This is a genomic window from Acidimicrobiia bacterium, from assembly GCA_040878325.1.
GTDB lineage: Bacteria > Actinomycetota > Acidimicrobiia > Spongiisociales > UBA11373 > JAUYIV01.
On the sequence record JBBDMM010000006.1, the window covers coordinates 188,303 to 211,001 of the forward strand.

Consider the following 22,699-nt stretch of genomic DNA (forward strand, 5'->3'; position numbering starts at 1 on the left):
CCCTCAGGCAGCATCGCCCGTCGGGGGAGGACCCTCGGCGGGAGTGGGTACACGTTTGCGGCCCGCGGCCGCCACCGCTTTGGAGGCGACGCTCTTGATGCCATCCGCGGCCTTCCCGGCCACGGGGAACTCCTTACGGAGCACCGCGAGCCCGGCCAGTATCACCACAGTGCCCGGCCCCGGCAGCGGGAGAAGGGCCACCCCGAGCAGCACCGTGGCACCGCCGGACACCGCCACGGTGGCGCGCCGCAGCTGCCGCTTGGAAACAGGTTGGGCTTCCGGGCTGAGGTCACTCTCGTGCACGCTCATATGACCACGCAATGCCCGCGAATGTTCCCGGCAATCAGTCGCCAGTCCCCAGTCTCCAGTCTCCAGCAGGACAGGCGATCTGCGATGCGCTCCGGATCGCTTCTCAGGCGGGAGGCGGGAGGCCATCCCTTCTTCCTGGCTACTGGTGACTGGTGACTGGTGACTTCCTTGCCACCACCACCAGGCTGTCCAGCCTGACCCAGTTGGCCTGGCGGAGGGGGTTGCGGATCACTTGAAGCGTCTCCAACCCCGCCTCGGCCACCATCCTGCGCAGATCCTTCTTGCGAAAGTGCCATATGTGCTTGTGCGGCTTGAGGGTCCACCAACGCCGGCGCAGCAGGCGGGCGGGCAGGGAATCGAAGTTGGGGCAGGAGAAGGCGATCACCCCTCCCGGCGAGGTCAGCCCGGCCGCAGCCGCCAGGAAGGCACCGGGGTCGGGCACGTGTTCGATCACATCCCAGAACGCCACGGCATCCCATTCCTCGGTGGGTGGGAGTGACATCACCTCCCCGACATGGATGGGTACCCCCAACCGCCCGCTGGCCGTCTCGGCGGCCACCGCCGAGTACTCGAGGCCGCCGAGGTCGAATCCCCGCTCGCGGGCGGCTTCGAGGAACATCCCGTACGCGCACCCGACCTCGAAGATGCGCCGCTGGGGTCGCCGCCCGAGGTGATGCTCGATCAGGTCGAGGCGCCCCGCCGACCACCGTCGCTGCATCGCCTCGGCGCCGGTGTTGCGATATACGCCGTCGTCGAAGTATTTGGCGTTGCCGTAGAGCGCCGTTCGCCCTGCCTCATTGAGGCGAGGGCTCATGAAGGCCTGGCCGCAATTGGGGCAATCGACGAGGGCGAAGGGATCCAGGTTCCACCGCAGCTTGCCGGGGATGCGGCAACGGAAACACACGGCCTCCTCGAGGTGCTCGGGCGGCACGTCGTCGAGGCCCCAACGAGCCGCTCCCGTCACCCGGTTGGTGCGGCGGTGCCAGCCGATGGCCACCAACCCCCCGACGATGGTCGGCAGAAGGTAGGTGAAGAACCGGAACAGCAGTACCGCGGCCGCGACCCGTTCGACCCCCGGCTCGGCCATGCCCGTCGAGATCAGCCCCACCAACCCGAGTTCGGCGACCCCGAGGCCACCGGGGGTGACGGGTATCGCAGAAAGAAGGCGGATGATCGCGAAGGCGGCGAGCACCTCGGGCCACGGCACCACCCGAGAGGCAACGCCGGCGGCGCGCAGGCACGCCAGCAGCACCAGGAACAGCGATAGATGAGCGGCGAGGGTGGACAGCAGCATTTGCCGCCACCGGGTTCCCAGCGCCTGCCCCACCGCGGTGAAGAAGTCCGTCACCGGCGACCGGTCGACGCTCATTTCGGAGCGTCCGAACAAGCGCCGGATCCACCCGACGAGGCGCTCGACCGGCCCGAGAAGGGCGTGTCGAAGGCTCGAGCGGGCCACCGCGACGGCAGCCAGGATCACCACGAGCAGGGCGACGGCGCCGATGAGGGTCGCATCGAGAAGATCGGGCATCGCCAGGCCGCTCAACATCGCCCCGACCAACGCGACCGCGGGCAACAGCAGCTTGACGAGGTTGTTCCAGACACCGGTGAGGGCGACCGCGGCCCCGATCTGGCTGCCGGGATGACCCCACCGCCCGAGCATCACGTAGGTGATCCCTACTCCGACCGCACCGCCTCCGGGGATCGTGTTCGCGGCAGAGGTGGACGCGAGTCGGGCGACGAGCGCGTGGCGGAAAGTGAGGTTGGGGATCACTGCCATGGTCATCAGGGGGTTGACGAGTTGGTGGGCGATTGCCAGCACGGTGAGGAGGGCCAGCGTGGTGACCGAAATGGCGCGGATGTCACCCCAGACGTTGCCGTAGTCGGCGAGGCGGGGAAAGATCGCGACGAACGCGACGGCCACGAGCGCCGCTGCCACGAGGCCGAGAATGAGGCGCCGACGTCGATTGGCGCGGACGGCCGTCGCCGTCGAGGGGGATGAGTCGGACACCGGCGCCAGGTTACCCGCGGTCGGTGGTGGTCGGGATGGGCCGGGCCTATCCGTGGTGGTCGACCGGCTCCCCTTCGGCCATGCGCGCCGCCAGCCAGGTCGTCAGGGGCACGGCCGCCACGAGTCCGATGCTGCCTACGAGGGTCCGAACCACTTCGACCGCGACGATCTCGGTGTTCAGCGATGTGCCGAGAGACTGCCCGGCGAGCACGAAGAACAACAGCAGCGGCATCGACGCTCCCACATAGGCGAGCAAGAGGGTGTTGACCGTGCTCGCAACGTGGTCCCGGCCCACTCTCATCCCCGAGCGGAACAGGCGGCTGCGCGTCATCTCCGGGTTGGCAGCCCGAATCTCCCATACCGCCGAGGCCTGGGTCACGGTGACGTCATCGATGGCGCCGAGGCTCCCCAGGACCACCCCGGCGAGCAGCAGACCCTGAACGTTGATGGTGCCGACGAATGTAAGGATGAACGAGACATCGGAGGCGAATCCGGTGAAGCGAGCCGCCTCCAGGGTGCCCCAGGCCAACAGCGCGGTGAGGGCGAGCGCGGCAAGGGTTCCCAGCAGCGCAACGGTGGTCATCCGGTTGAAACCGTGAGCCGTGTAGAGGGCGACGTACGCGATCGCCGAGGCGCCGACGATCGCCACCATCACCGGCTCGCGGCCGTCGATGATGGCTGGAACGATGAAGGTCAGGATCACCAACACGCTTGCTCCCAGGCCGGCGAGCGCCGCTGCCCCTCGGACCCTCCCCATGACCACCACCGCGATGACGAACAGTGCAGTGATCCACAGCAGCACCGGGCGGCGCTGACGGTCGAAGTACGAGTATCGGAACTCGGGTGCGGCACCTTCCTGATAGGCGAGCACCACATCGTCTCCTGGAGCGAATGTCGGGGTCGTCGCCGACACCGCGAACTCGAGCACGACGGTGCTTCCCGTATCCGGGCCCTCTGTCATCTCGAACGCCACGGACACACAGGGGACCTCGGCGGAGTTCGCGCAGGGTTGTTGTTCGGCCGTGACGACGGTGGCGTCGTAGACGAGGCGGGGGATCCCGACCTCGGACAGGTCCGGACGTTCCTCACCAGTTGGGCGGAGCAGCACGATTCCGATGAGGGTCAGCAACGCAATCGTCGCGGCGATCATCGTTGGCAGCGCGCGCAGTATTCCCACGCGCTCGGGCTCGAGGAACCGCTCTAACTCTCGGCGGCGGTCCGGAGGGAGGTTCTCGATCCCGGGGGGCATCGCAGGAGCGTAGACCCCGGTGGGGGATGGGAAGCGCCTGCGGGGTGTTGCTGCACCCGGTACCGTCCCGCGTTGCCATGACCGAAGCTCTCCCCGACCCGGATGGCCCACCGGCGCAAGGTGACGATCACGACCCTGATCGCCCTCACCACGTTTCTCGGGGCCATCGGGGCGTGGCGGGCGACTGAGGCCAGTGGAGCCGCATCGTCATCCGAGCACAAGGCGCTTTCTGATGAACGCTCCTCTGCCCAACGGCAGGCAGTCATTCGCTCGGGGCTCGCTTCGATCGAGTTCGATTACATGCGGCAGACGACCCATCGGATCATGGCAGCCGAGCTCCGTACCGAGGCGGAGACCGCCGAAGCCGACGATGCTGCCCGTCTCGAAGCCGAGGCCGCCGGCCATGACGCTGCGGCGAATTCGATCTTCATCGACCCTGACGCCGTGGACCCTCGACGTGCCGGATGGTGCGGCCATGTTCGAGATCACCTACCCATCGGGGCTACGGGGCACCACGGTGCGTGTCGAGATCTTCGTCGAGGGCAACCTGCTGGCCGCGGCCGAGATCGCGGTACCTTGAGCCGTCGACCACAATCTCGTTCATGGAGCACCGACTAGGGCTCGCCGTTGGGGCCTTGCTGACGGCATCGTTGTTCGCCTGCGGGGACGATGCGACGACGACCCTCGTCACCACTACCACCCGCGCAGCGACGACGACCACGGTCGCTCCGACCACCACTCTGGCGCCAACCTTCTACTCGGCGGATGCGGTCGCCTACTTCGAGGAGGTGGCGTTCGGGCAAGAGTTCGGTGGCGACGCTCCCGAGATCAGGAAGTGGACCCACGACGTGCGGATGGTCGTCCACGGCGACCCATCCGACGAGGACCTGGTGACTCTGTACGACGTGATCGCCGACCTCAACACGATGATCGGGACGATCGTGATCGACATCGTCGCCTCCGATGGCAACTTCGACATCCATTTCGCCCCAGAGTCGGAGTTCGCCGCGATCGAACCGAACTACGTGCCTGTGAACATGGGTTTCTTCTGGGTGTGGTGGGACGGCGGGGGGAACATCACCGACGCCCGCGTTCTTATTTCGACTTCCGGCCTCACCCAGCCAGAGCGGAACCACCTCATCCGCGAAGAAGTCACCCAGTCACTGGGGCTGATGCGCGATTCAATCCGGTTCGAGGACAGCATCTTTTATCAGGGGTGGACCGAAACCCAGGAGTATTCGGAGTTCGACGAGTTGTTGATCGAGATGCTCTACCTTCCGGAGATCGAGCCACAGATGACGGCCGCGGAGGCTCGGGCGGTCATCCCGGGTGGTTGATCAGGTCTCATACGGTTCGGCGGGCTGGGTGGTGGGCACGTGCGCCACGAACTGCAGGATCGGAATCTTTGCCGTCCCCTCGAGGTGCACCACCTCTCCGGTCCAGGTGGCGTCGACCTTCATCCATTGATCGGTCTCGGGGATGTCCGGCACACCGGTGATGATCACCTGGAGGGCCGATGCGTCCGAGGCGCAACACGCAATCTGGAATCGAGTGAGCCGGTACGCCCCCGGGATGTCCGTCTCCGGCGCGACAAATCCGATCAGGCGGACCGTGACGTCCTCGACCTGCTCGGGCTCGTAGTACACCCGGAGAATCAGGTCCCAGAAGGTGGCCTCGACTGCTCCATCTACCTCGGCACCGGGAAGCGGGCCGAGCCCCCTTGCCTGGGTACCGGAGATGAGCTGATTCTGGCCCCCCCGGCTGGCGGCGAACGAACCCAGGGGAGCCGGGGCGATGAGATACACCGCGATCACCGGTACCAGCAGGATCAGGCCGATCCGGGTGGCGGCGACGCCGTGACCGTGACCATCGTCGTCTCGATTCGTCCGACCCGAGCGGGCCACTGCGATAGCGCCGATCACGGCCACAAACAACGCGGCTGCCAGTAACGGAAACCTCAGCCCGAGCTTCACATATGAGGTATGTCCCCCGTTGAGGGCCAGATTGGCGACCATCACCGCCACCGCCACCAACACCGCGCCCTGGGTCTCCGGCCTCACAGCAACCACATCCCGAACAGCGCCGCCGAGGCGGTGGCAACCACGGCGGTCATTGGGGCGAAGCGCGAGGCGAACCGCGAGCCGAAGACTCCCACCTGCATCGATGCCAGCTTCAGGTCGACTGCCGGGCCCACCACCATGAAGGTGAGTTGGGCCGTGGGCGAGACCTGGGTGAAGCTGGCGGCCACGAAGGCGTCTGCTTCCGAGCAGATCGACAGCACGATGGCGAGGATCGCCATCACCGCGATTGCGAGGAGTTCGACCTCGCCGATTCCGGTGAGCCAGGATCGCGGCACGAATACTTGGATCGCCGCGGCTGCTGCCGCTCCCAATACGAGGAAGCCGCCGGCCTGGAGAAAATCGTGCCGCGCCGTGCTCGCAAAGGTTTCCCAGCGGGAGTCACCGATGTGGCTGCGTTTCATTGCCCGCTCGATGAGCCGCTTGGGATCGAAGCGGAGGGCGATCAAGCCCATCACCACGGCGGCGACGAGAGAGGCGGCGAAGCGAGCAATGACCAATCCGGGCCGGCCGGGGAAAGCGACCGCGGTCGAGACGAGTACCACGGGGTTGATCGCCGGTGCAGCCAGCATGAAGGCGAGCGCCGCCCCCGGAAGCGCCCCACCGGAGACCAGACGACCCGATATCGGGACCGCGCCACATTCGCATCCGGGAAGCAAGACACCGGCACATCCGCCGGTGACCACTGCGGCCACCCGATTCTTGGGTAGGACCCTGGTGAGGCGCTCGGCGGGCACGAAGGCGGCGATCGCCGCAGCGAACGCCACCCCGAGCGCGAGGAACGGCGTCGCCTGAAGCATTGTCGATACAAAGAGGGTGGACCATGTCTGGACGACCGGTCCGTCGAACCATGGTGCCAGCAACGGACGCAACAGGACCGCCCCCACCACCGTTAGGACGACGATCTCGAATCCGGGGATCCGGCGGCGGGCACGCGGCTCGACCGCGGTACCTGAGGTCATGGCCAGGAGGGTACGGCCGAACGGGACCTTTGCCTATGACTCACCGGTCAGGGTCCTTACGAACCAGTCCTCTTCGACCGGGTCGTTCGACCCAATAGGCTGACCCCATGCAGTCCGAGGTGACCGTCGCGGTCGAAATCCCCCTGGTGGGTGATCACCGGCTCAAGAACTGGGCCAAGGTGGTGACGAATGTCGATCCGGACCAGAACGGCGGGTGGGCGTATGACGGTGAGTTCATCGCCGCGGGGGGCGTCCAGGACGTGATGGCCCCATCGGTTCTCCTGGTGTACGGCGAGCGTGGGTCGCGCGGCGATCCCCGCTCCGAGGCCCACCTGTATTTGGTCAACACCGACGCCACCCTGAGTCTCCATGCGACGGCCTCAGGCCGGGCTTGGGCCCGAACCCTCCGCGACCCCGTGATCGAGTTGCTCGACCGCGACAAGCCGCTTCCGGTCGCCCGCCCCTGGGACGAGGCCCTGATCGGCTACTCCGACGAGGCGCTGCGACAGGAACTGGAGCGGCGAGAGGGGTCGGCTTGATTCCAGGAGGGTTGCCCGGACGGCTGCTACACCAGCACCGTCGTCATGCCGATCCGCGGGTTCAGCGGCTGTTCGTGGTTGACCACTGTGGTTGCGACATGCCAGGCACCACGAGACCCTTCGGGCACTGAGGCCTTCCGGTAGATCTCGGCGGCAAGCTCCCCCCTCTGGGTCACCCGTGACAGGTAGTCGGCATCATCACTCGAAGTTCCGGTCAGCTTGTAGATGGTGACGTGCAGATGCGCGTGGTGGTCGTCCAGCGGTGTCGCACCGATGATTCCCTCGGCGATCAGCACCTTGAGCGGGTCGTACACGAACTCGCGCCACGCATCGGACTCGGAGTCGGTGTCGAATTCGGCATAGAGGATGTGCCGGAATCCTCCACCGAGCAACCGACTTCCCTCGTCCGACATCGGTAGTTCAGCCTGGAGGAAGTGCCCGGTCTTTCCGACCGGCGTCCATGACTCGTTCGCAACGTCATTCATGCTTGGTTCTCCCATCGCTGGATGCTTCTTGGACCGAGAGCCGGGCGGCCAAATGCCGGAGGCGGCGACCAACAGGGCAATGAGCAACCCGAGAATCGCCGGAATCGAACCCACGGCCCACTTCGTGGCTTGGAGCAGGGCAATGACCGCGGCGAGCACCAGACCGGTGACGATCATCCACTTCCGTCGGCGGCTCATTTTCCCCTCCGCGCTGCGTATCGCCGGTCCATCAAGACCCGTTCCATTCGTCGCGAGCGGCGCTTCGCCCTGCGAAACCTACTCAACCATTGTTCCGGTTGCCGGGGGTATGCCCGGATCCGGCCGGTAGATTCCGCTGGTGGTCGACTCAACAGATCGTTATGACCGCTTACGAGGACCCGACGGCGCACCGCGGGCTCGATCCACGCCGCGTCGTCCCACGCCGCCGACGGGCACCGTCACTTTCCTCTTCACCGACCTCGAGGGGTCAACTCGAATGTGGGAGCGGGACCCCGCCGGCACCGGCGCCGCGATCGCCGGCCACGAGCGGTTGCTACGCGGAGTGGTGGGTGCCAGCTCGGGAGTCGTGGTGAAGGGGACCGGCGATGGAGTTCTCGCGGTCTTCTCGTCGGCGAACGACGCCCTGGCCGCCGCGGTCGAGATTCAACTCGAGGTGGGCCGCGTCGGCATGGCGAGATCCCGGGTCGCCCTTCACACTGGTGAGGCCGAAGCCCGTGACGGCGACTACTACGGCGTTGCACTGAACCGCTGTCAGCGGGTCATGTCGATCGGGCACGGCGGACAGATCCTCCTCACCCTGGCCACCGAGGAGGTTCTCACTCGACCCTTGCCTGACGGTGTCGTTCTCATCGAGGTTGGTCGCCACCGTCTCCGGGACGTATCCGAGCCGATGCTCTTGTTCCAGGTGACCCATCCGGGGCTGCGGTCCGACTTTCCCCCGCTCCGCTCATCGGAGACCTTCGCCCACAATCTTCCGGTCCGGCTCACCGACTTCGTGGGGCGACAGCGCGAACTCGCTGAGGGAGCACAGGCAATACGCGACTCTCGCCTGACTACGTTCACAGGAATCGGCGGAGGTGGGAAGAGCCGCCTCGGCCTGGAGGTGGCCACTGCCGTCCTCGACGAGTTTCCCGGAGGGGTGTGGCTGGTGGAGCTTGCGCCAATCACTGAAGCGGCGTTGGTTCCCAGAGCCATCGCCCAAGTGCTCGGCGTCCCCGAGGAGCCGGGCCGAAGCCTGTTGGATTCGATTGGCTTTCGGCTGGGGCAGGCACCTGTTCTTGTGGTCCTCGACAATTGCGAGCATCTCGTTGAGGCGAGCGCCCTTGCTGCTGATCATCTCCTTCGCAGCGTTCCCGGGCTCCGGATACTGGCCACCAGCCGGGAGAAGCTTGGCGTCCCGGGTGAGAAGATCTACGTCGTTCCTCCGATGTCGGTGCCGGACGAGGACGAGGCCCGCTCGGCGGTCGCGGCGATGGACCATGACGCGGTTCGGCTGTTCGCCAAGCGGGCGGCGCTGGCGGAACCCGGGTTCATGGTTGTTGACCAGAACAGCGTCGACGTGAGCCGAATCTGCCGCCTGGTCGACGGGATCCCGCTTGCGATCGAGCTCGCTGCGGGAAGGGTCGGAAGCCTGACCGTGATTCAAGTCGCCGATCGACTCGAGGGTCGCCTCGAGCTGCTGGGAGGTGGCAGCAGAACCGGGGAGCACCGCCACCAGACGATGCTGGCCGCTCTGGAGTGGAGCTATGAGTTGCTGTCGGGCGAGGAGCGAGGGCTCCTTGCTCAGCTCGCAACCTTCCGCGGGAGCTTCGAGCTTGCTCAGGTTGAAGCCATCTGTCGGGTCGAAGGCGACGGCGAAGTCCTCGGGACCGTGATGGCTCTGGTGGAGAAGTCGTTGCTCACTCACGACCCGGCAACGGGCCGTTACCGGCTCCTCGAACCAGTACGGCGTTATGCCTGGGACAAGCTGGTGGAATCGGGGAAGGATCAGGCCCTTGCCCGAAGCCATGCGCTTTTCTTTGCCGACCTCGTTGACGATGCTTCCGATGTCGGGTTAACCGCAAGATTGAATCGACTCGAACAGGAACACGACAACGTGCGGGCGGCGTTGCGCTGGTCGCTCGAGACCGCCGATGGGGATCTCGCGTTGCGGATCGGCAGCGCCACCTGGGACTTCTGGAAGCTCCGGGGCCACCTGGCGGAAGGACTCTCATGGCTGGAGCGGGGACTGGATGCCTCGCACGAGGCGCCGCCGGCGGTGCGGGCGCGGGCGCTGCGGGGTGCCGGCGATCTGGCCAACGGGCAGGGTGATGTCGCCCGTGCCAGGCGGTACCTCGAGCAGTCTCTTCTTCTGGCTGAGGAGCTTGGTGACGACGCCGGCGCGGCCGAGAGCCTCACCAGGCTCGCCGCCATTCCTCACCGGGAGGGCAGACTCGTCGAGGCAACCCACTTGTACGAAGAGGCGCTGGCGCGGGAGCGCCGCGGTGATGACCCGTCCAGGGTGGGGCACATCCTTGCGAGCCTGGCCCTCCTTTCCGAGGATCAGGGCCACTCCGACCAGGCCGAGACGTATGCGGCCGAAGCACTACTGACCAGGCGGAAGACCGACGACATTTACGTTGCCGCCGATGCCCAACTCGCCTTGGGGGAGATCAGGATCAATCGCGGGGACCATGAGGCGGCTCGCGAGGCACTCGACTCAGCGCTGAGCGAGGCCCGTAAAGCCGGTTTTCCGGATGTCATCGGGTGGGCTACCGCATATCTGGGGAAGCTCGCCCTGAGCGAGGGTCGGATCGAGGATGGCGAACGGCTGCTTTCTGAGAGCCTGGCCATGTTCCAGCGGCTCGGTCTGCCCGTAGCCGCGGCATGGGCGATGCGCCACCTGGGCCGTGGTGTGCTCGAATTGGGGGATGTGACGCGAGCGGAGGCTCTTCTGCGGGAAGCGTTGCACATCTCACTTGCCCAGGTCAGGCCCGATGTCCCCCTCGTCCTACAAGCGATCGTCGAGCTCGAAGTGCGCCGGGGAAGTCTGGAGAAGGCGGCCACATTGTCGGGAGCCGCCGAGGCGACCCGGAAACAGATGGGTTTGAAACTGCCTACGCGGGAGCAGGCCGCCGCCGAAGCAGCGACTGACGAACTTCGGACTCAGCTGGGTGCGGAGCGGTTCGAGTATCTGGCTGAGCGCGGAGCGGCGATGAGCCTTGAGGAGGCCTGTGCCCACGCTGGAGAGTGGTGATCGAGAAAGTCGAATCGCAGTTTTATCTCTTCACACCTTTCAATCTTCGGCCCGCTCTCGCGGGCCTGTCTCATCTAGTACGAAGTAACGACATCAAGTGGATGGGTCGGGTCGGGTGCGGGGTCTACCCTCGCGCTCATGTCCGACCCCTCCACCTCGACTCCGATCGGACACCAGGGGGCTCCTCCCGCCATTCGCCGCCGCCTCACTGGGGTGCTGTTCGCCGGGGTCGGCATCGGCCGGACCGGCTATATCGCCGCGGTCACGGTCACGACTCTGGTGGCCAAGGACCTTCTTGGCTCGGCGACCCTGGCCGGTCTCCCCGGAGCGGTGGCGGTGCTCGGCTCGGCACTTGGCGGGTCACGGCTTTCTGCACTTATGGATCGACGGGGCCGCCGACAAGGGATGATCACCGGCTACTCACTGGTGGTGCTCGGCGCCGGAGTTGCCGCGTTCGCCACCGCCATCGGCTCCTTCCCGCTGCTGGTGGTGGCGCTCGCCGTATTCGGGTTCGGATCCAGCGCCGACAATCTGGCCCGGTACGCCGCTGCCGACCTCAACCCGCCGCATCGTCAGGGTTCGGCGATCGCGTTCGTGGTGTGGGCGGGCACCATCGGCTCGGTGTTGGGGCCGTCCCTACTGGCACCGAGTGAAGCCTTTAGTCGGTTGATCCATATCGAGGAGTTGGCCGGTGGCTTCCTCCTCGCCGCGGTTGCCGGAGGGATCGCTCTGCTGGTCGTCGGGAGCATGTTGCGGCCCGATCCACTGGAGTTCGCCGACCGGGGCGAGCCAAATGCGCCCTCACGGGCCGTGGGGGGCGCCTCGCCCACGGTGCGCATCGCGGTGGCCTCGCTTGCCGTCGGCCAGGTGGTGATGGTGCTGATAATGGCGATGACCCCGATCCATGTGCGTGACCACGGCCACAGCCTCTCCACCGTGGGCTTGATCATCTCTGCCCACACGCTGGGGATGTTCGCGATGTCGCCGTTGACCGGAGCAATGGCCGACCGTATCGGTCGGCTTCCCGTGATCCTCACCGGTCACGGAATCCTCGCGCTAGCCGCGGTCATGGGCGCAGTCGCCGACGAGCACGCCACCGGGTTGCTGACCGCGGCGCTCTTCTTGCTGGGCCTGGGTTGGAACTTCTCCTTCGTCGCCGGAAGCGCCCTGCTCACCGAAGGCGCCGCACCGGCCCGACGGGTCCGGCTGCAGGGGGTGGGTGATGCGGTCCTGTGGACCTCGGGAGCGATCGCCAGCCTGTCGTCCGGCCTGCTGCTGGCGGCGAGCAGCTTCGCGGTGCTGTGCCTGGTGGGAGCGGCGCTGACGGTCGTTCCGGTCCTGGTGATCCTCCGCGAGCGATTCGCCGGACGCCGACCGGCACCCGACGCGGTCGTGTAGGTGCAGAGGGGGGCTGGAAGGTGACGGTGGTGGTCGGCTTCCTGCTGGCGGCAGTGGCCCTGCTCACCGTAGGCCATCGCAAGGTCCGACCCCTGGTGGCGGTCGGGGCGCCGACGGTCGTGGCACTGATTTTCGGCGTAGTCACCACCGATGAGGCGAGGGCCTCGATCGACCCGCTGATCGAACCGGTGCTCTTTCTTGTCTTTGCCGTTCCGCTGGCCATCCAACTCGATCGAGTTGGCTTCTTCGATGCGGCTGCGGGACGGGTGGCGGCGGGTCATCGATTGAGGCCATCGCTGTGGGTGTTCGCGGCGGCGGTGACCACTGTGTTCAACCTCGACGCCGCGATCGTGCTCCTCACGCCGCTGTACGTACGGATTGCCTACCGCCACGGACTCGATCCTCTGCTGACGGCGTTTCAGCCCGTTCTTCTGGCGGCGCTGGCATCCAGCGCTCTGCCGGTCTCGAACCTGACCAACCTCATCGTCGCCGCGGAGACCGGTGCGTCGTTCGGAGAGTTCCTGCTGTACCTCGGACTCCCATCCCTGGTGGCCACGGTGGTTGGGTGGATGATGTTTCGCCGCAGCCAACTCTCCGCGACGATTCCAGTGGTGCTCGAGGCCGAGCGCGGAGATCCGCGGCCCCTCCGAATCGGCGGCTCGGTCGTCGTGTGGCTTCTCGTGGGATTCACTGCGGGCGACGTCCTGGGGATTCCCGCGTGGATGGTGGTTGCTTCGGCTCTGGTGCTGCTCTCGGTGGGGACGAGAACGCTGCCCGTCCGTGGAATCCCTATCGATGCCATCGGCGTCGTGCTCGGGTTGGGAGTACTCGCCGGCGCCGCTCCGGCGCACCTGGGGCTGGGGATTCTGCTCGGCGGCGAAGGTGCGATCGCTGAGGCCCGAGCGCTCGCGGTGGGGATCGTGGGGTCCGACATCGTCAACAACCTGCCGATGCTCATCGCCGGGCTGCCTCACGTCGAAGGGGGCACCGCCTGGGCCCTCTTGCTCGGCACCAATCTGGGTCCGGTGTTGTGGCTGAGCGGCTCGTTGGCGGGCCTGCTCTGGCTCGACATCGTTCGCCGCCTCGGTCTGCAGGTGACCCCGCTCCAGTACGCCCGGGTGGGATGGAGGGTGGGGCTCCCGGCGATCGCCGCCGCAACCCCGGTGCTGCTGGTCATCTCGAGGCTGGCGGGTTGAGCCGCGGCTCACGCGCCGGGCTGTCCGAGTGACAAGACGACCTTCCCCTGGGGATGGCCCTCACCCAGGTATCGGAACGCCCCCTCGAACTCGTCGAAGCGAAAGGTGCGATCGATCACCGGACGGACCCGACCGTCGGCGAGCATGTCGCGCAGTGTCTCCATGTCGGGCTTGTTGAACTTGGCGATGAAGAACTTCGCCTGGCGCCTGCTGAACATGCCGCGGAGTTTGATCCGAAGCACGTGACCGAGCGGGCCGATCACCCCGCCCATGCGACCACCCACCACTATCACCCGAGCCCTCGGGGTGAGAACCCGGCGCAACTGCCGCCATGACCGGTTGCCGGCGATGTCGATCACCAGGTCGAACTTCATGTCGAGCCGGGTGGAGTCCTCGCTCGAGTAGTCCACGACGCGATCCGCTCCACCGGCCCGAGCCGCCTCCAGCCCGCGGGGACCGCATACCGCGGTCACATCAGCACCAAAGGCCTTGGCGATCTGGACAGCGAAGGAACCCACCCCGCCCGAGGCGCCGTTGATGAGAACCCGCTCACCGGGTTGCACCCCACCGTGATCGCGCAGCGCCTGCAGCGCGGTGATCGCCGCCACCGGGATGGCTGCCGCCTGCTCGTGGGTGATCCCGGCCGGCTTTCGCACTACGGCCCGGTCGTGGCGCGGAGTGATGTACTCCGCCAGTGCGCCATCGCGGCCGCCGAACACTTCGTCGTCGACCTGGAAACCGGAGACGTTCTTGCCGACCTCTTCCACCACGCCGGAGTAGTCGGTGCCGAGGCGCTCGCTCTTCGGGCGCCGCCACCCCATCGACGGCCGCCCCACCAAAGGCCGGCCGACCATGGCGTACCAATCAGCCCGATTGAGCGAGGTGGCTGCGACCCGGACGAGCAATTGGTCGTCGTTCGGGACGGGGAGGGGCAACTCGGCGAACTCGAGCACGCTTGGTCCCCCGAAGCGCTTGCGGATGATCGCCCTCATCAGTAACTTCCTTACTATGTAAGTCTGTGTCCGAGCAAGGTACACGTACATCGTAAGTCTGTCAAGGTGGTGGGATGCGTCGGGAACCGTTGAGCCGGGAGCAGGTGGTCTCCGCGGCGCTGGCGATCGCCGACCAACACGGCGTCGAACTCCTGACCATGCGGCGGCTTGGTAAGTCGCTCGGCGTCGAGGCGATGTCCCTCTACAACCACGTTGCCAACAAGGCAGATCTGATCGCGGCGATGCTCGATACGGTGGTCGGGGAGTACCGATTGCCTTCGCCTCAGGAGGATTGGAAGGCCACGCTGCGGGCGGCGGCCGCTTCCGCCAACAAGGCGCTGTTGCATCACCCGTGGGCGCCGACGCTCCTTCTCAGCTTCGGCGCAATGCCCGGGCCGAACTGGATGCAGTGGTCGGAGTCACTGCTGGCCACGGCCCGCCGGGCCGGGTTCTCCGTAGAGATGGCCCACCATGCGTTCCACGCCCTCGAGGGACACATTGGCGGCCAGTCGATGCGCCAGGTCAACTTCCGTCCCGCACCGGGGGAGTTGGAAGGACTCGCGGCCGACTTCCTGTCCGGGGTCGACACGGAGCAGTACCCATTCCTGATCGAACACATCCAGGGCCACCTGCACAACGACTACTCGGCCACGACCAGCTTCGAGTTCGGGCTGGACCTGATCCTCGACGGCTTGGAGCGGATCCTGGCGTCCGGCCGATAGGCGGCCACCTGTCGAACGGGGAACCCAGCCAACCCTCCAAAGGGACCGCAACGCTCAGCTGATCATCGAGCGATGAGCCCTGGACACCGAGTAGACCAATCCGAGCGAAATGAAGATGCCTGACAGTAGGAACTGCCAGCTGTAAGCGGTGGTCAGCATGAACACACCCCTGGATATCCCACAGAGCATCAGCCCGGTAGCGCCGTCGGAGCACTCGACCATCCGAGAGGCCTCAATCCCCGTTGTCGTACGCATTAGCGAGGCTGCGTAGCCGGCGGAATACACGATCAGTGCCACGAGTCCGAGGCGAAGGGGACCCGAATACTCGCGGAGCACCCACACGATCAACGGAACCGCAACGACCACCGGAGCCGTGAGAAAGGCGATAGCCGCGAGAAACGCCAAACCGCTTGAACTCAATCCCTGGCTTTCGAGAGCATCCGTGAGGGCCTCTCTACCGACCCCCAGGAGAATGGCACACACCAAGAAGATCGCCAGCCAGATGACATTCAGCGGGACCTTGTTCATGCCTCTCCGTGTTTCTCCACGGAGTGTACGAGCGGGGACCCTGACTGCGACCGAGTTTGCAGAAGCCGAACGACGGACGGCGTGGGCCCGGGTGGACTCGAACCACCGACCTCATCCTTATCAGGGATGCGCTCTAACCGGGCTGAGCTACGGGCCCTAGGGGACGGCGAGTGTATCAAAGGGGTGTTCGTGCTCGGCCCGGCGCGGAGTGCTGTGGGCCCACGAATCTGTCACTGGCTCCCCATACCATAGAACACATGTTCGATAGAGAACGCCAGCCGATTCCTCCGGGGCTCGACCAGATGCGGCCGGGTCCGGCACTCGCCGGATTCCTCGCCACCATCGATGTCAACGAGGTGTCCGGCCACGACAGGGTGGTCGTGCTGCGGGCCCAGCAACGGATGGCTTCTCACTTTCAGGGCCAGGTCTATGCGGCCATGGTCTCGGTCGCCGAGCATATGGAGGAAGAGCCTTTTGCTGACGATCCGAAGTTGGCCTGGGAGGCATCGGCAACAGAGATTCGGTGCGCGCTCCGCCTCACCCGTCGGGCGGCCGAGACGGCGCTCGAACTTGCCCTCGGCATCAAACGCCTTCCGGCGGTCCGGGCGGCCCTGGTCGCCGGGGACATCGACCCGCGGAGGGCAGGGGCGATCGTCCACGGCACCTCCCATCTCGACGAAACTTCCGCCCGGCGAGTCGTAGCCGCGGTAATCGGTGACGCCCCGGGGCTGACCACCGGCGAGCTAGCGGCGCGGATCCGTCGTCTGGCCATCGAGGTGGACCCTGATACCGCCCGGGAGCACTACGAGGAGTCGATCGCCGAGCGCCGGGTCGTCACTGAAGGTTCGACCGACGGCACCGCGCACCTCCTGGGACTCGACCTGCCGCCGGACCGGGTCGCCGCTATCGCCCGCCGCATCGACCGGATCGCCAGGAGCCTGAACCGGCAGGGCGACGAACGCAGCATGGACCAACTGCGGGCCGATGTCTTCCTCGACCTTCTCTCCGGTCTCAAGCGCGACCAGCGGGGTGGATCCGTCGATCTCCATGTCGATCTCGAGACCCTTGCTCGCCTCGCCGAGACGCCGGGCGACCTCGCCGGATTCGGCCCGGTGATAGCCGACATCGCCCGCCAGGTGGCGGAGGCCCAGTCGGGCGGCGAGTGGCGTTTCACCCTCTCCGATCCGAGTACCGGCCTCCCGATTCACAATGGCACCACCCGCCGCCGCCCCTCCACTGCGCAGCGTCGGACGGTCGAGGCCCGCGATCGCACCTGCATCTTTCCGGGATGCCGCATGCCGGCCACCCGGTGCGACCTCGACCACCGCGTCCCGTGGGCGGAGGAGAAGCGAACCTCGGTCGGCGGGCTCGACGCGGGGTGCAGGCACGACCACGTGACCAACCGCCACCGGGTCGGGTGGAGGCACGTGCCCCTACCCGGCGGCGATCACCTCTGGATCAGCCCGCTCGGGCACCGGTACACCAAGAGCGGGAAGCCGCCCTAACCGCGGCCGACCCCGCCTCATCAGACAGAACGGTGGCGGCCGACCTCCGACGTAGGTTCGATAGGGTCTGACCAATCGTGAACGAAATGATCGGACGCCCGACGGGAGTGCTATTGCTGCAGTTGGGGACGCCGGCGTCGCCGTCGACCTCGGATGTTCGCCGCTATCTCCGCGAGTTCCTTTCGGACCGCCGGGTTCTCGACATGTCAGCCCCTGCCCGAGCCCTCCTCTTGAATGCAGTGATCCTGCCGTTCCGGCCGCGGCGCTCGGCAGAGGCCTACCGCAAGATCTGGACCGATCAGGGGTCACCGCTCACCATCCACACCGAGGCACTGTCCGCCGCGGTTCAGGACTTGCTCGGCGAGCGCTACCGGGTGGAGTTCGGGATGAGGTACCAGAGTCCGTCGATCGAGTCGGCAGTGGACTCGCTCACCGCGAGCGGGTGTGACCGGATCGTCATCCTCCCGCTCTTTCCACAGTACGCCTCGGCGTCCGGTGGCTCGGCAGTCGAGAAGGCAATGGAGGTGATCGGTGCCCGGTGGAACCTCCCGGAGGTGACCGCCCTCGGAGCCTTCTACGACGAGCCGGGCTATCTGACCGCGGTCGCCGAGGTGGCGAAGCCACTACTTGACGACTTCGCGCCGGATCATGTCCTCTTCAGCTACCACGGGCTCCCGGAGAAGCAGATCCGCAAGAGCGATGCGTCTTCCTCCTGGTGCCTGGCGTCGTCGTCGTGCTGTGATCAGATGCTCGATGCCAACCGGTTCTGTTACCGGGCCCAGTGCTACGCCACCACGCGGGGCCTTGTTGCCGCACTCGGAATCGGGGACGGCGCGTTCTCGACCGCGTTCCAGTCGCGGCTCGCCGGACAGAAATGGATCGAGCCCTACACCGACAAGGTGCTGCCGGCGCTGTACGAGGGGGGCGTCCGCAGGCTTGCCGTGCTCACTCCGTCGTTCACCGCCGACTGCCTCGAGACGATCGAGGAGATCGGCATCCGTGGCCGCAGTCAGTGGGGAAGCCTCGGTCACGGCGACTTCCTGCTGGTCCCGTGCGTCAACGCCTCGCCGGCCTGGGCCGCGACGGTGGCCGGGATGGTTCGCCGGGCGGCTCAGTTCCCGCGTTGAGGCGGGAGTCCCCGACAGTGATTCATGCCACCATGAAGCCATGCCATCGATAGCCGGGGGGCGCGCCTCGATCGAGTCGTGGTACCGCGGGTTCCAGATTCGCTTCGCCGAAGGCATCGAGGCTCTCGACGGTTCAGCCGCTTTCATATCGGATCCCTGGGTTCGTCCCGAGGGAGGAGGAGGCGACACCCGGGTTCTCGACGGGGGGCGCCACATCGAGAAGGCGGCAGTCAACTTCTCGGCGGTATTCGGCCCGACCCCCGCCTCACTCACCGAGCGGCTTGCCGCCACCGGCTCCGAGTTCTACGCCACCGGGGTGTCGATCATCGTGCATCCCCGCAACCCCCACGCTCCCACCTTCCACGCCAACATCCGATACTTCGAGTCCGACACCGGGACCGCCTGGTTCGGCGGTGGCGCCGATCTGACGCCGTACTACCTGTATGACGAGGATGCGGTCCACTTCCATAACGTCCTTCGCTTTGTCTGCGACCGACACCCGGTGTCGGATCACCGGGCGTGGAAGCAAGCCTGCGACGAGTACTTCTTCCTGCCGCACCGTCATGAGGCTCGGGGAATCGGCGGCCTCTTCTTCGACCACCTCACCGATCGCCTCGACGAAGTGTGGGCCTTCCAGCAGGACCTCGCCGACCACCTGCTCGAGGCGTACCTCCCGATCCTGGAGCGCCGGGTCGACACACCGGTCGGCGACCATCAGCGCCGCTGGCATGAGATCCGGCGGGCTCGCTATGTCGAGTTCAACCTGATCTGGGATCGCGGCACGAGATTCGGCCTCGAGACCGGGGGACGGGCCGAGTCGATCCTCGGATCGATGCCGCCGATCGCGAGATGGCAGTACGACCACCATCCCGAGCCAGGCTCCGCCGAGGCGGCGCTGGTGGAGTTGCTGCGCTCGTCGCCGCGTGATTGGGTCTAGAGGCTGGCTCATCACGAGTCGCCGATATGCGGTACGTTCGCCGGATGCCGCAGGGATCGTCGAGCCGAGGAATCTCCCTCTTTGCAGCCTCCACGGGATCGATCAGCCTCTCCGTCATCGTCGGCCTCGTCCGCGCTCTGCTCGGCGCCGCCGCCGCGTTGTTGGTCGGCAGCATCGTGCGCGCCCTGTCGCAAGAAGGCGCGACCGCGGACCCGCTCGCAGGGTTGGCTCTGGTTCTCACCTGTCGAGCCCTGCTGGCGCCGATCACCCCAATCGCCGCCGCCCGCACTGCCGGTCGGGTGGAGCGCGACCTACGGCGGCGCGTGCTCGAGGCGGTTCTCACGGTTGGTCCGCGGGAAGGCCACCGCACGGGTGAACTGGTAGGCAAGGCCACCGAAGGGATCGGAGCGATCGGAGCCCTCGGCGCCACCTTTCTTCCCCAGTTGATCGGGGGGATGGTGATCCCCCTGGCTCTGATCGTCGTAGTCGCCTTCGTGGACTGGCCGGTCGCGCTCGTGCTCCTGGTCGTCATTCCGCTGGTGCCGGTGATGCTGCGGCTGCTCGAGCGGCGATTCGCCTCGGTGAGTACCCGGTACCGGGAGACCGCCGACGAGTTGGCGGCTCGGTTCCTCGACGGCGTACAAGGTCTGCGAACCCTCAAGGCCCTCGACCGTGCGAGCGACTACGGCGACTCGCTCGCCCATGAATCGGAGCGTCTGCGAGCCGAGACCATGCGACTACTGCGAGTGAACCAACTGGCGCTGCTCGCCGTCGACTCGCTGTTCACGCTGGGAACCGTGGTGGCCGCGGCCTCCATGGCCGGTGTGAGGCTCGCGTCGGGGGCCATCGACGTGGGGGACGCGGCCGCTCTCGTACTTCTCGGCGTAATGCTCATCGAGCCGCTCACCGCCATCGGCCGGTTCTTCTATGTGGGGGCGATTGGACGGGCCGCGGCCACCCAGGTGAGGGAGCTACTCGCTCTGACCGAGGGGACCCCGCAGTCGCACCGGGAGGGCGATCGGGTGGAGCGGGGAGTAGTGAAGTTTGACGGGGTTCGGTTCACCTATCCCGACGGAACCCGGGCGATCGACGGGGTCTCGTTTCGGGTGGCGCCAGGAGAGCGGGTGGCTCTGATTGGTGCGTCCGGTGCAGGGAAGACAACGGTGGCGAACCTGGTGCTCGGACTCCTCGATCCCGATGAAGGCGTTGTCGCTGTTGGTGGCCGTGCCGTTCTGGTGGCACAACGCCCCTTCCTCTTCCATGGCACCCTGGCCGACAATCTTCGCTTCGCCCGTTCCGGAGCTACCGACGAGGAGATGCGGGCGGCCCTCAGCGCCGCCGGCCTCGGAGAACTCGTCACCGCACGCGACGACAGCCTCGAGATTCCGGTGGGTGAGCGCGGCCTGAGTCTCAGCGGAGGGGAGGTCCAGCGGGTAGCCATCGCCAGGGCCCTGCTGGTCGATGCCGAGGTGGTGGTGCTCGATGAGCCGACGTCGAGCGTCGACCTGGCGACAGAAGCGCGGATCAAAGACGCGCTCGATCGTCTCATGGCGGGGCGGACCGTCATCGTCATCGCCCACCGGCGCTCGACCATCGCAGGGGTCGACCGCGTGATCGTCTTGGCCGGCGGGCGGGTCGTTGTTGGTGAGGGCCAGGGACCGGGGATGCGATCGTGAACCGCCTCGCCACCGCCCGGCGCCTGCTCGGACTGCTGCGGCCGCTGGCCCCCCTGATGGTCATATCGAGCGCCTGCCGGGTGATCAATCAGACTTTCGGGATAGTGATCCCCGCTCTGGCCGCGGCGATGATCATGGACCTTGCCGACGGCGACTCGGTGGCGGGCATGGTGGGGACTCTGGCGATCCTGGCAATCGTCAAGGGTCTCTTTAGGTACCTCGAGCAGTTCACCGGGCACGCCGTCGCCTTCCGGTTGCTGTCCGAATTGCGCGTCGACGTATACCGCCACCTCGTGCCGCTCGCCCCTGCCGGACTTGAAACCGAGAGAAGCGGCGATCTGGTGGCACGGATCGTCGGTGACGTCGATCGAGTCGAACCGTTTTACGCCCACACCATCGCACCACTGGTTTCAGCGCTGGTGGTTCCGCTGCTGGCCTCAGCAGCATTGGCGATAGGGGTCGATCCGCTTGTCGCCCTGGTCTTTCTGCCGTTCCCGTTGGCGATGGTTCTGGGGCCGCCGTGGATCAGATCGCGGCGGGTCGCCGACCTGTCTTCCGAGACACGCGTCCTCACCGGGGAGGCGGGTGCCGTCTTGACTGACGCCGTGCAGGGGAGCCAGGAGATCGCGGTCCTCGGTGCCGGGGCGCAGATCGCCGAACGGATCGGTCTTGTCTCTGCCGCGGCCGATGAGGTGCGCGGTGATCTCGCCCGCATCAGTGCGGTCCGCGCCGTCCTGATAGATCTTCTCGCCGGCGGCGCGGTGGTGGCGGTTGCGGCGGCGGCCATCTACAGGTTCGGCGGCGGAGCGATCAACCTGGCGGCAGTGGCTGCGGCCGTCGTCGTTGCCTGGGTTGGCACTGCGCCCGCACGGGCGCTCGAGGAAATCGTTCCGGACGTGGAGCAGGCTCTGGCTGCGGCCGGTCGACTGTTCGAGTTGGCTGACCGCCCCCCTCCAGTGCAGCCGGCACCGGCACCGCCGCTGACCGGGGTTGATGGCAGCGTGGACTTCGAGGCCGTCTCCGTCGTCATCGGATCGCAGACCGTGCTCGATTCGATCGACTGCAGGGTCGACGACGGCTCGATGGTGGCTGTGGTCGGGCCGTCAGGTTCGGGCAAATCGACGCTGGTCGAGCTTCTGGTGCGGTTCCGGGATCCTGACCGCGGCCGGGTGCTGGTCGGCGGCGTCGATCTTCGCTTGACCGGCGAATCCGATCTCCGCCAGGCGGTGGCTCTCGTGCCGCAGCGGCCCGACATCTTCTTCGGGACGATCGCCGACAATCTGCGCCTTGCGCGGCCCGGGGCCACCGACGACGAGCTGTGGCACGCACTGGAGCGAGCCGCGCTGTCGGAATGGGTCCGGAGTCTCGGGGCAGGGCTGGACACCCCGATCGGTGAGAGCGGGGAGTCCATGAGCGGAGGGCAGCGTCAACGGTTGTCGATTGGCCGGGCCTTGCTACGCGATCCGCGGGTCTTGATCCTCGATGAGGCGACTTCCGAGCTGGATTCGGCGACGGCGCAGCACATATCAGAGACTCTCGGGGACGAACGGGGGCGGCGGACCGTGATCGTGGTTGCCCACCGGCTGGAAACCGTTCAGTACGCCGACGAAGTCCTGGTGATGGATGGCGGGCGGCTGGTCGAGCGGGGCACTCATGAGGCGCTGCTGCGTGCCAATAGCGTGTACGCGGGCCTCTGGAGTAGGCACGAGGACGTCCTCGGCTGATCGCGTCCCGACTCGCTGTCGGGACTCGA

Annotated in this window: 20 protein-coding genes and 1 tRNA gene; 12 read left to right on the top strand and 9 right to left on the bottom strand. The window is 66.6% G+C overall.

What is annotated here, in order from left to right:
* Positions 1–3: 3 nt before the first annotated feature.
* The 3 genes from WD184_03520 to WD184_03530 form a co-directional block, all read right to left on the bottom strand.
* Positions 4–309 carry a PGPGW domain-containing protein gene (locus WD184_03520; protein MEX0825818.1) on the bottom strand — a complete coding sequence of 102 codons (306 nt, stop codon included), beginning with the start codon at positions 307–309 and terminating at the stop codon, positions 4–6.
* Between the two features lie 139 nt (positions 310–448).
* Positions 449–2,317 (bottom strand): methyltransferase domain-containing protein, encoded by a 1,869-nt coding sequence (locus WD184_03525; GenBank protein ID MEX0825819.1) that lies wholly within the window; start codon positions 2,315–2,317, stop codon positions 449–451.
* Positions 2,318–2,363: 46 nt separating this feature from the next.
* Positions 2,364–3,566 carry a YibE/F family protein gene (locus tag WD184_03530; GenBank protein ID MEX0825820.1) on the bottom strand — a complete coding sequence of 401 codons (1,203 nt, stop codon included), beginning with the start codon at positions 3,564–3,566 and terminating at the stop codon, positions 2,364–2,366.
* A gap of 403 nt (positions 3,567–3,969) precedes the next feature.
* Between WD184_03530 and WD184_03535 the strand changes: the two genes are divergently transcribed.
* Together WD184_03535 and WD184_03540 are read left to right on the top strand one after the other, a co-directional pair.
* Entirely contained in the window at positions 3,970–4,146 is a 177-nt protein-coding gene (locus WD184_03535) for a hypothetical protein (protein MEX0825821.1), read from the top strand.
* Between the two features lie 22 nt (positions 4,147–4,168).
* The gene (locus WD184_03540) at positions 4,169–4,903 is read left to right on the top strand and encodes a DUF2927 domain-containing protein (protein MEX0825822.1); all 735 of its coding nucleotides are present in this window, start codon (positions 4,169–4,171) and stop codon (positions 4,901–4,903) included.
* On the opposite strand, the gene WD184_03545 is transcribed toward WD184_03540, so the two are convergent.
* Together WD184_03545 and WD184_03550 are read right to left on the bottom strand one after the other, a co-directional pair.
* Positions 4,904–5,626: a TIGR03943 family protein gene (locus WD184_03545; protein MEX0825823.1), complete on the bottom strand. Its 723-nt coding sequence runs from the start codon at positions 5,624–5,626 to the stop codon at positions 4,904–4,906. It abuts the gene before it with no gap.
* Positions 5,623–6,606 (bottom strand): permease, encoded by a 984-nt coding sequence (locus tag WD184_03550; GenBank protein MEX0825824.1) that lies wholly within the window; start codon positions 6,604–6,606, stop codon positions 5,623–5,625. Before WD184_03550 ends, WD184_03545 begins: the two co-directional genes overlap by 4 nt.
* A gap of 107 nt (positions 6,607–6,713) precedes the next feature.
* Here WD184_03550 and WD184_03555 point away from each other — a divergent pair, with 107 nt between their 5' ends.
* A complete protein-coding gene (locus WD184_03555; protein ID MEX0825825.1) occupies positions 6,714–7,145 on the top strand; it encodes a hypothetical protein in 432 nt (143 codons plus the stop codon).
* A 26-nt stretch (positions 7,146–7,171) separates the two neighbouring features.
* Here the strand turns inward: WD184_03555 and WD184_03560 are convergent, their stop codons facing one another.
* Positions 7,172–7,828 carry a hypothetical protein gene (locus tag WD184_03560; protein ID MEX0825826.1) on the bottom strand — a complete coding sequence of 219 codons (657 nt, stop codon included), beginning with the start codon at positions 7,826–7,828 and terminating at the stop codon, positions 7,172–7,174.
* Between the two features lie 139 nt (positions 7,829–7,967).
* On the opposite strand from WD184_03560, the gene WD184_03565 reads away from it, so the two are divergent.
* The 3 genes from WD184_03565 (at position 7,968) to WD184_03575 (ending at position 13,459) form a co-directional block, all read left to right on the top strand.
* Entirely contained in the window at positions 7,968–10,865 is a 2,898-nt protein-coding gene (locus WD184_03565) for a tetratricopeptide repeat protein (protein ID MEX0825827.1), read from the top strand.
* A 138-nt stretch (positions 10,866–11,003) separates the two neighbouring features.
* A complete protein-coding gene (locus WD184_03570) occupies positions 11,004–12,263 on the top strand; it encodes an MFS transporter (protein ID MEX0825828.1) in 1,260 nt (419 codons plus the stop codon).
* 20 nt (positions 12,264–12,283) lie between these two features.
* Complete coding sequence (locus WD184_03575; protein MEX0825829.1) at positions 12,284–13,459, top strand: SLC13 family permease; 1,176 nt, start codon at positions 12,284–12,286, stop codon at positions 13,457–13,459.
* A gap of 8 nt (positions 13,460–13,467) precedes the next feature.
* Here the strand turns inward: WD184_03575 and WD184_03580 are convergent, their stop codons facing one another.
* Entirely contained in the window at positions 13,468–14,451 is a 984-nt protein-coding gene (locus WD184_03580) for an NAD(P)-dependent alcohol dehydrogenase (GenBank protein MEX0825830.1), read from the bottom strand.
* Between the two features lie 74 nt (positions 14,452–14,525).
* Between WD184_03580 and WD184_03585 the strand changes: the two genes are divergently transcribed.
* Complete coding sequence (locus WD184_03585) at positions 14,526–15,173, top strand: TetR/AcrR family transcriptional regulator C-terminal domain-containing protein (GenBank protein ID MEX0825831.1); 648 nt, start codon at positions 14,526–14,528, stop codon at positions 15,171–15,173.
* A 54-nt stretch (positions 15,174–15,227) separates the two neighbouring features.
* On the opposite strand, the gene WD184_03590 is transcribed toward WD184_03585, so the two are convergent.
* Complete coding sequence (locus WD184_03590) at positions 15,228–15,701, bottom strand: hypothetical protein (GenBank protein ID MEX0825832.1); 474 nt, start codon at positions 15,699–15,701, stop codon at positions 15,228–15,230.
* Positions 15,702–15,783: 82 nt separating this feature from the next.
* A tRNA-Ile gene (locus WD184_03595) sits at positions 15,784–15,858 on the bottom strand.
* 100 nt (positions 15,859–15,958) lie between these two features.
* On the opposite strand from WD184_03595, the gene WD184_03600 reads away from it, so the two are divergent.
* From WD184_03600 to cydC, 5 genes are all read left to right on the top strand, one after another.
* The gene (locus WD184_03600; GenBank protein MEX0825833.1) at positions 15,959–17,206 is read left to right on the top strand and encodes a DUF222 domain-containing protein; all 1,248 of its coding nucleotides are present in this window, start codon (positions 15,959–15,961) and stop codon (positions 17,204–17,206) included.
* 86 nt (positions 17,207–17,292) lie between these two features.
* On the top strand, positions 17,293–18,333 hold the full coding sequence (hemH, locus tag WD184_03605; protein MEX0825834.1) for a ferrochelatase: 1,041 nt from the start codon (positions 17,293–17,295) through the stop codon (positions 18,331–18,333).
* Between the two features lie 40 nt (positions 18,334–18,373).
* Positions 18,374–19,270 (top strand): oxygen-dependent coproporphyrinogen oxidase, encoded by an 897-nt coding sequence (gene hemF / locus WD184_03610; protein ID MEX0825835.1) that lies wholly within the window; start codon positions 18,374–18,376, stop codon positions 19,268–19,270.
* Between the two features lie 26 nt (positions 19,271–19,296).
* On the top strand, positions 19,297–20,946 hold the full coding sequence (locus tag WD184_03615; GenBank protein ID MEX0825836.1) for an ABC transporter transmembrane domain-containing protein: 1,650 nt from the start codon (positions 19,297–19,299) through the stop codon (positions 20,944–20,946).
* On the top strand, positions 20,943–22,670 hold the full coding sequence (gene cydC / locus WD184_03620; protein MEX0825837.1) for a thiol reductant ABC exporter subunit CydC: 1,728 nt from the start codon (positions 20,943–20,945) through the stop codon (positions 22,668–22,670). Before WD184_03615 ends, cydC begins: the two co-directional genes overlap by 4 nt.
* Positions 22,671–22,699: the final 29 nt, after the last annotated feature.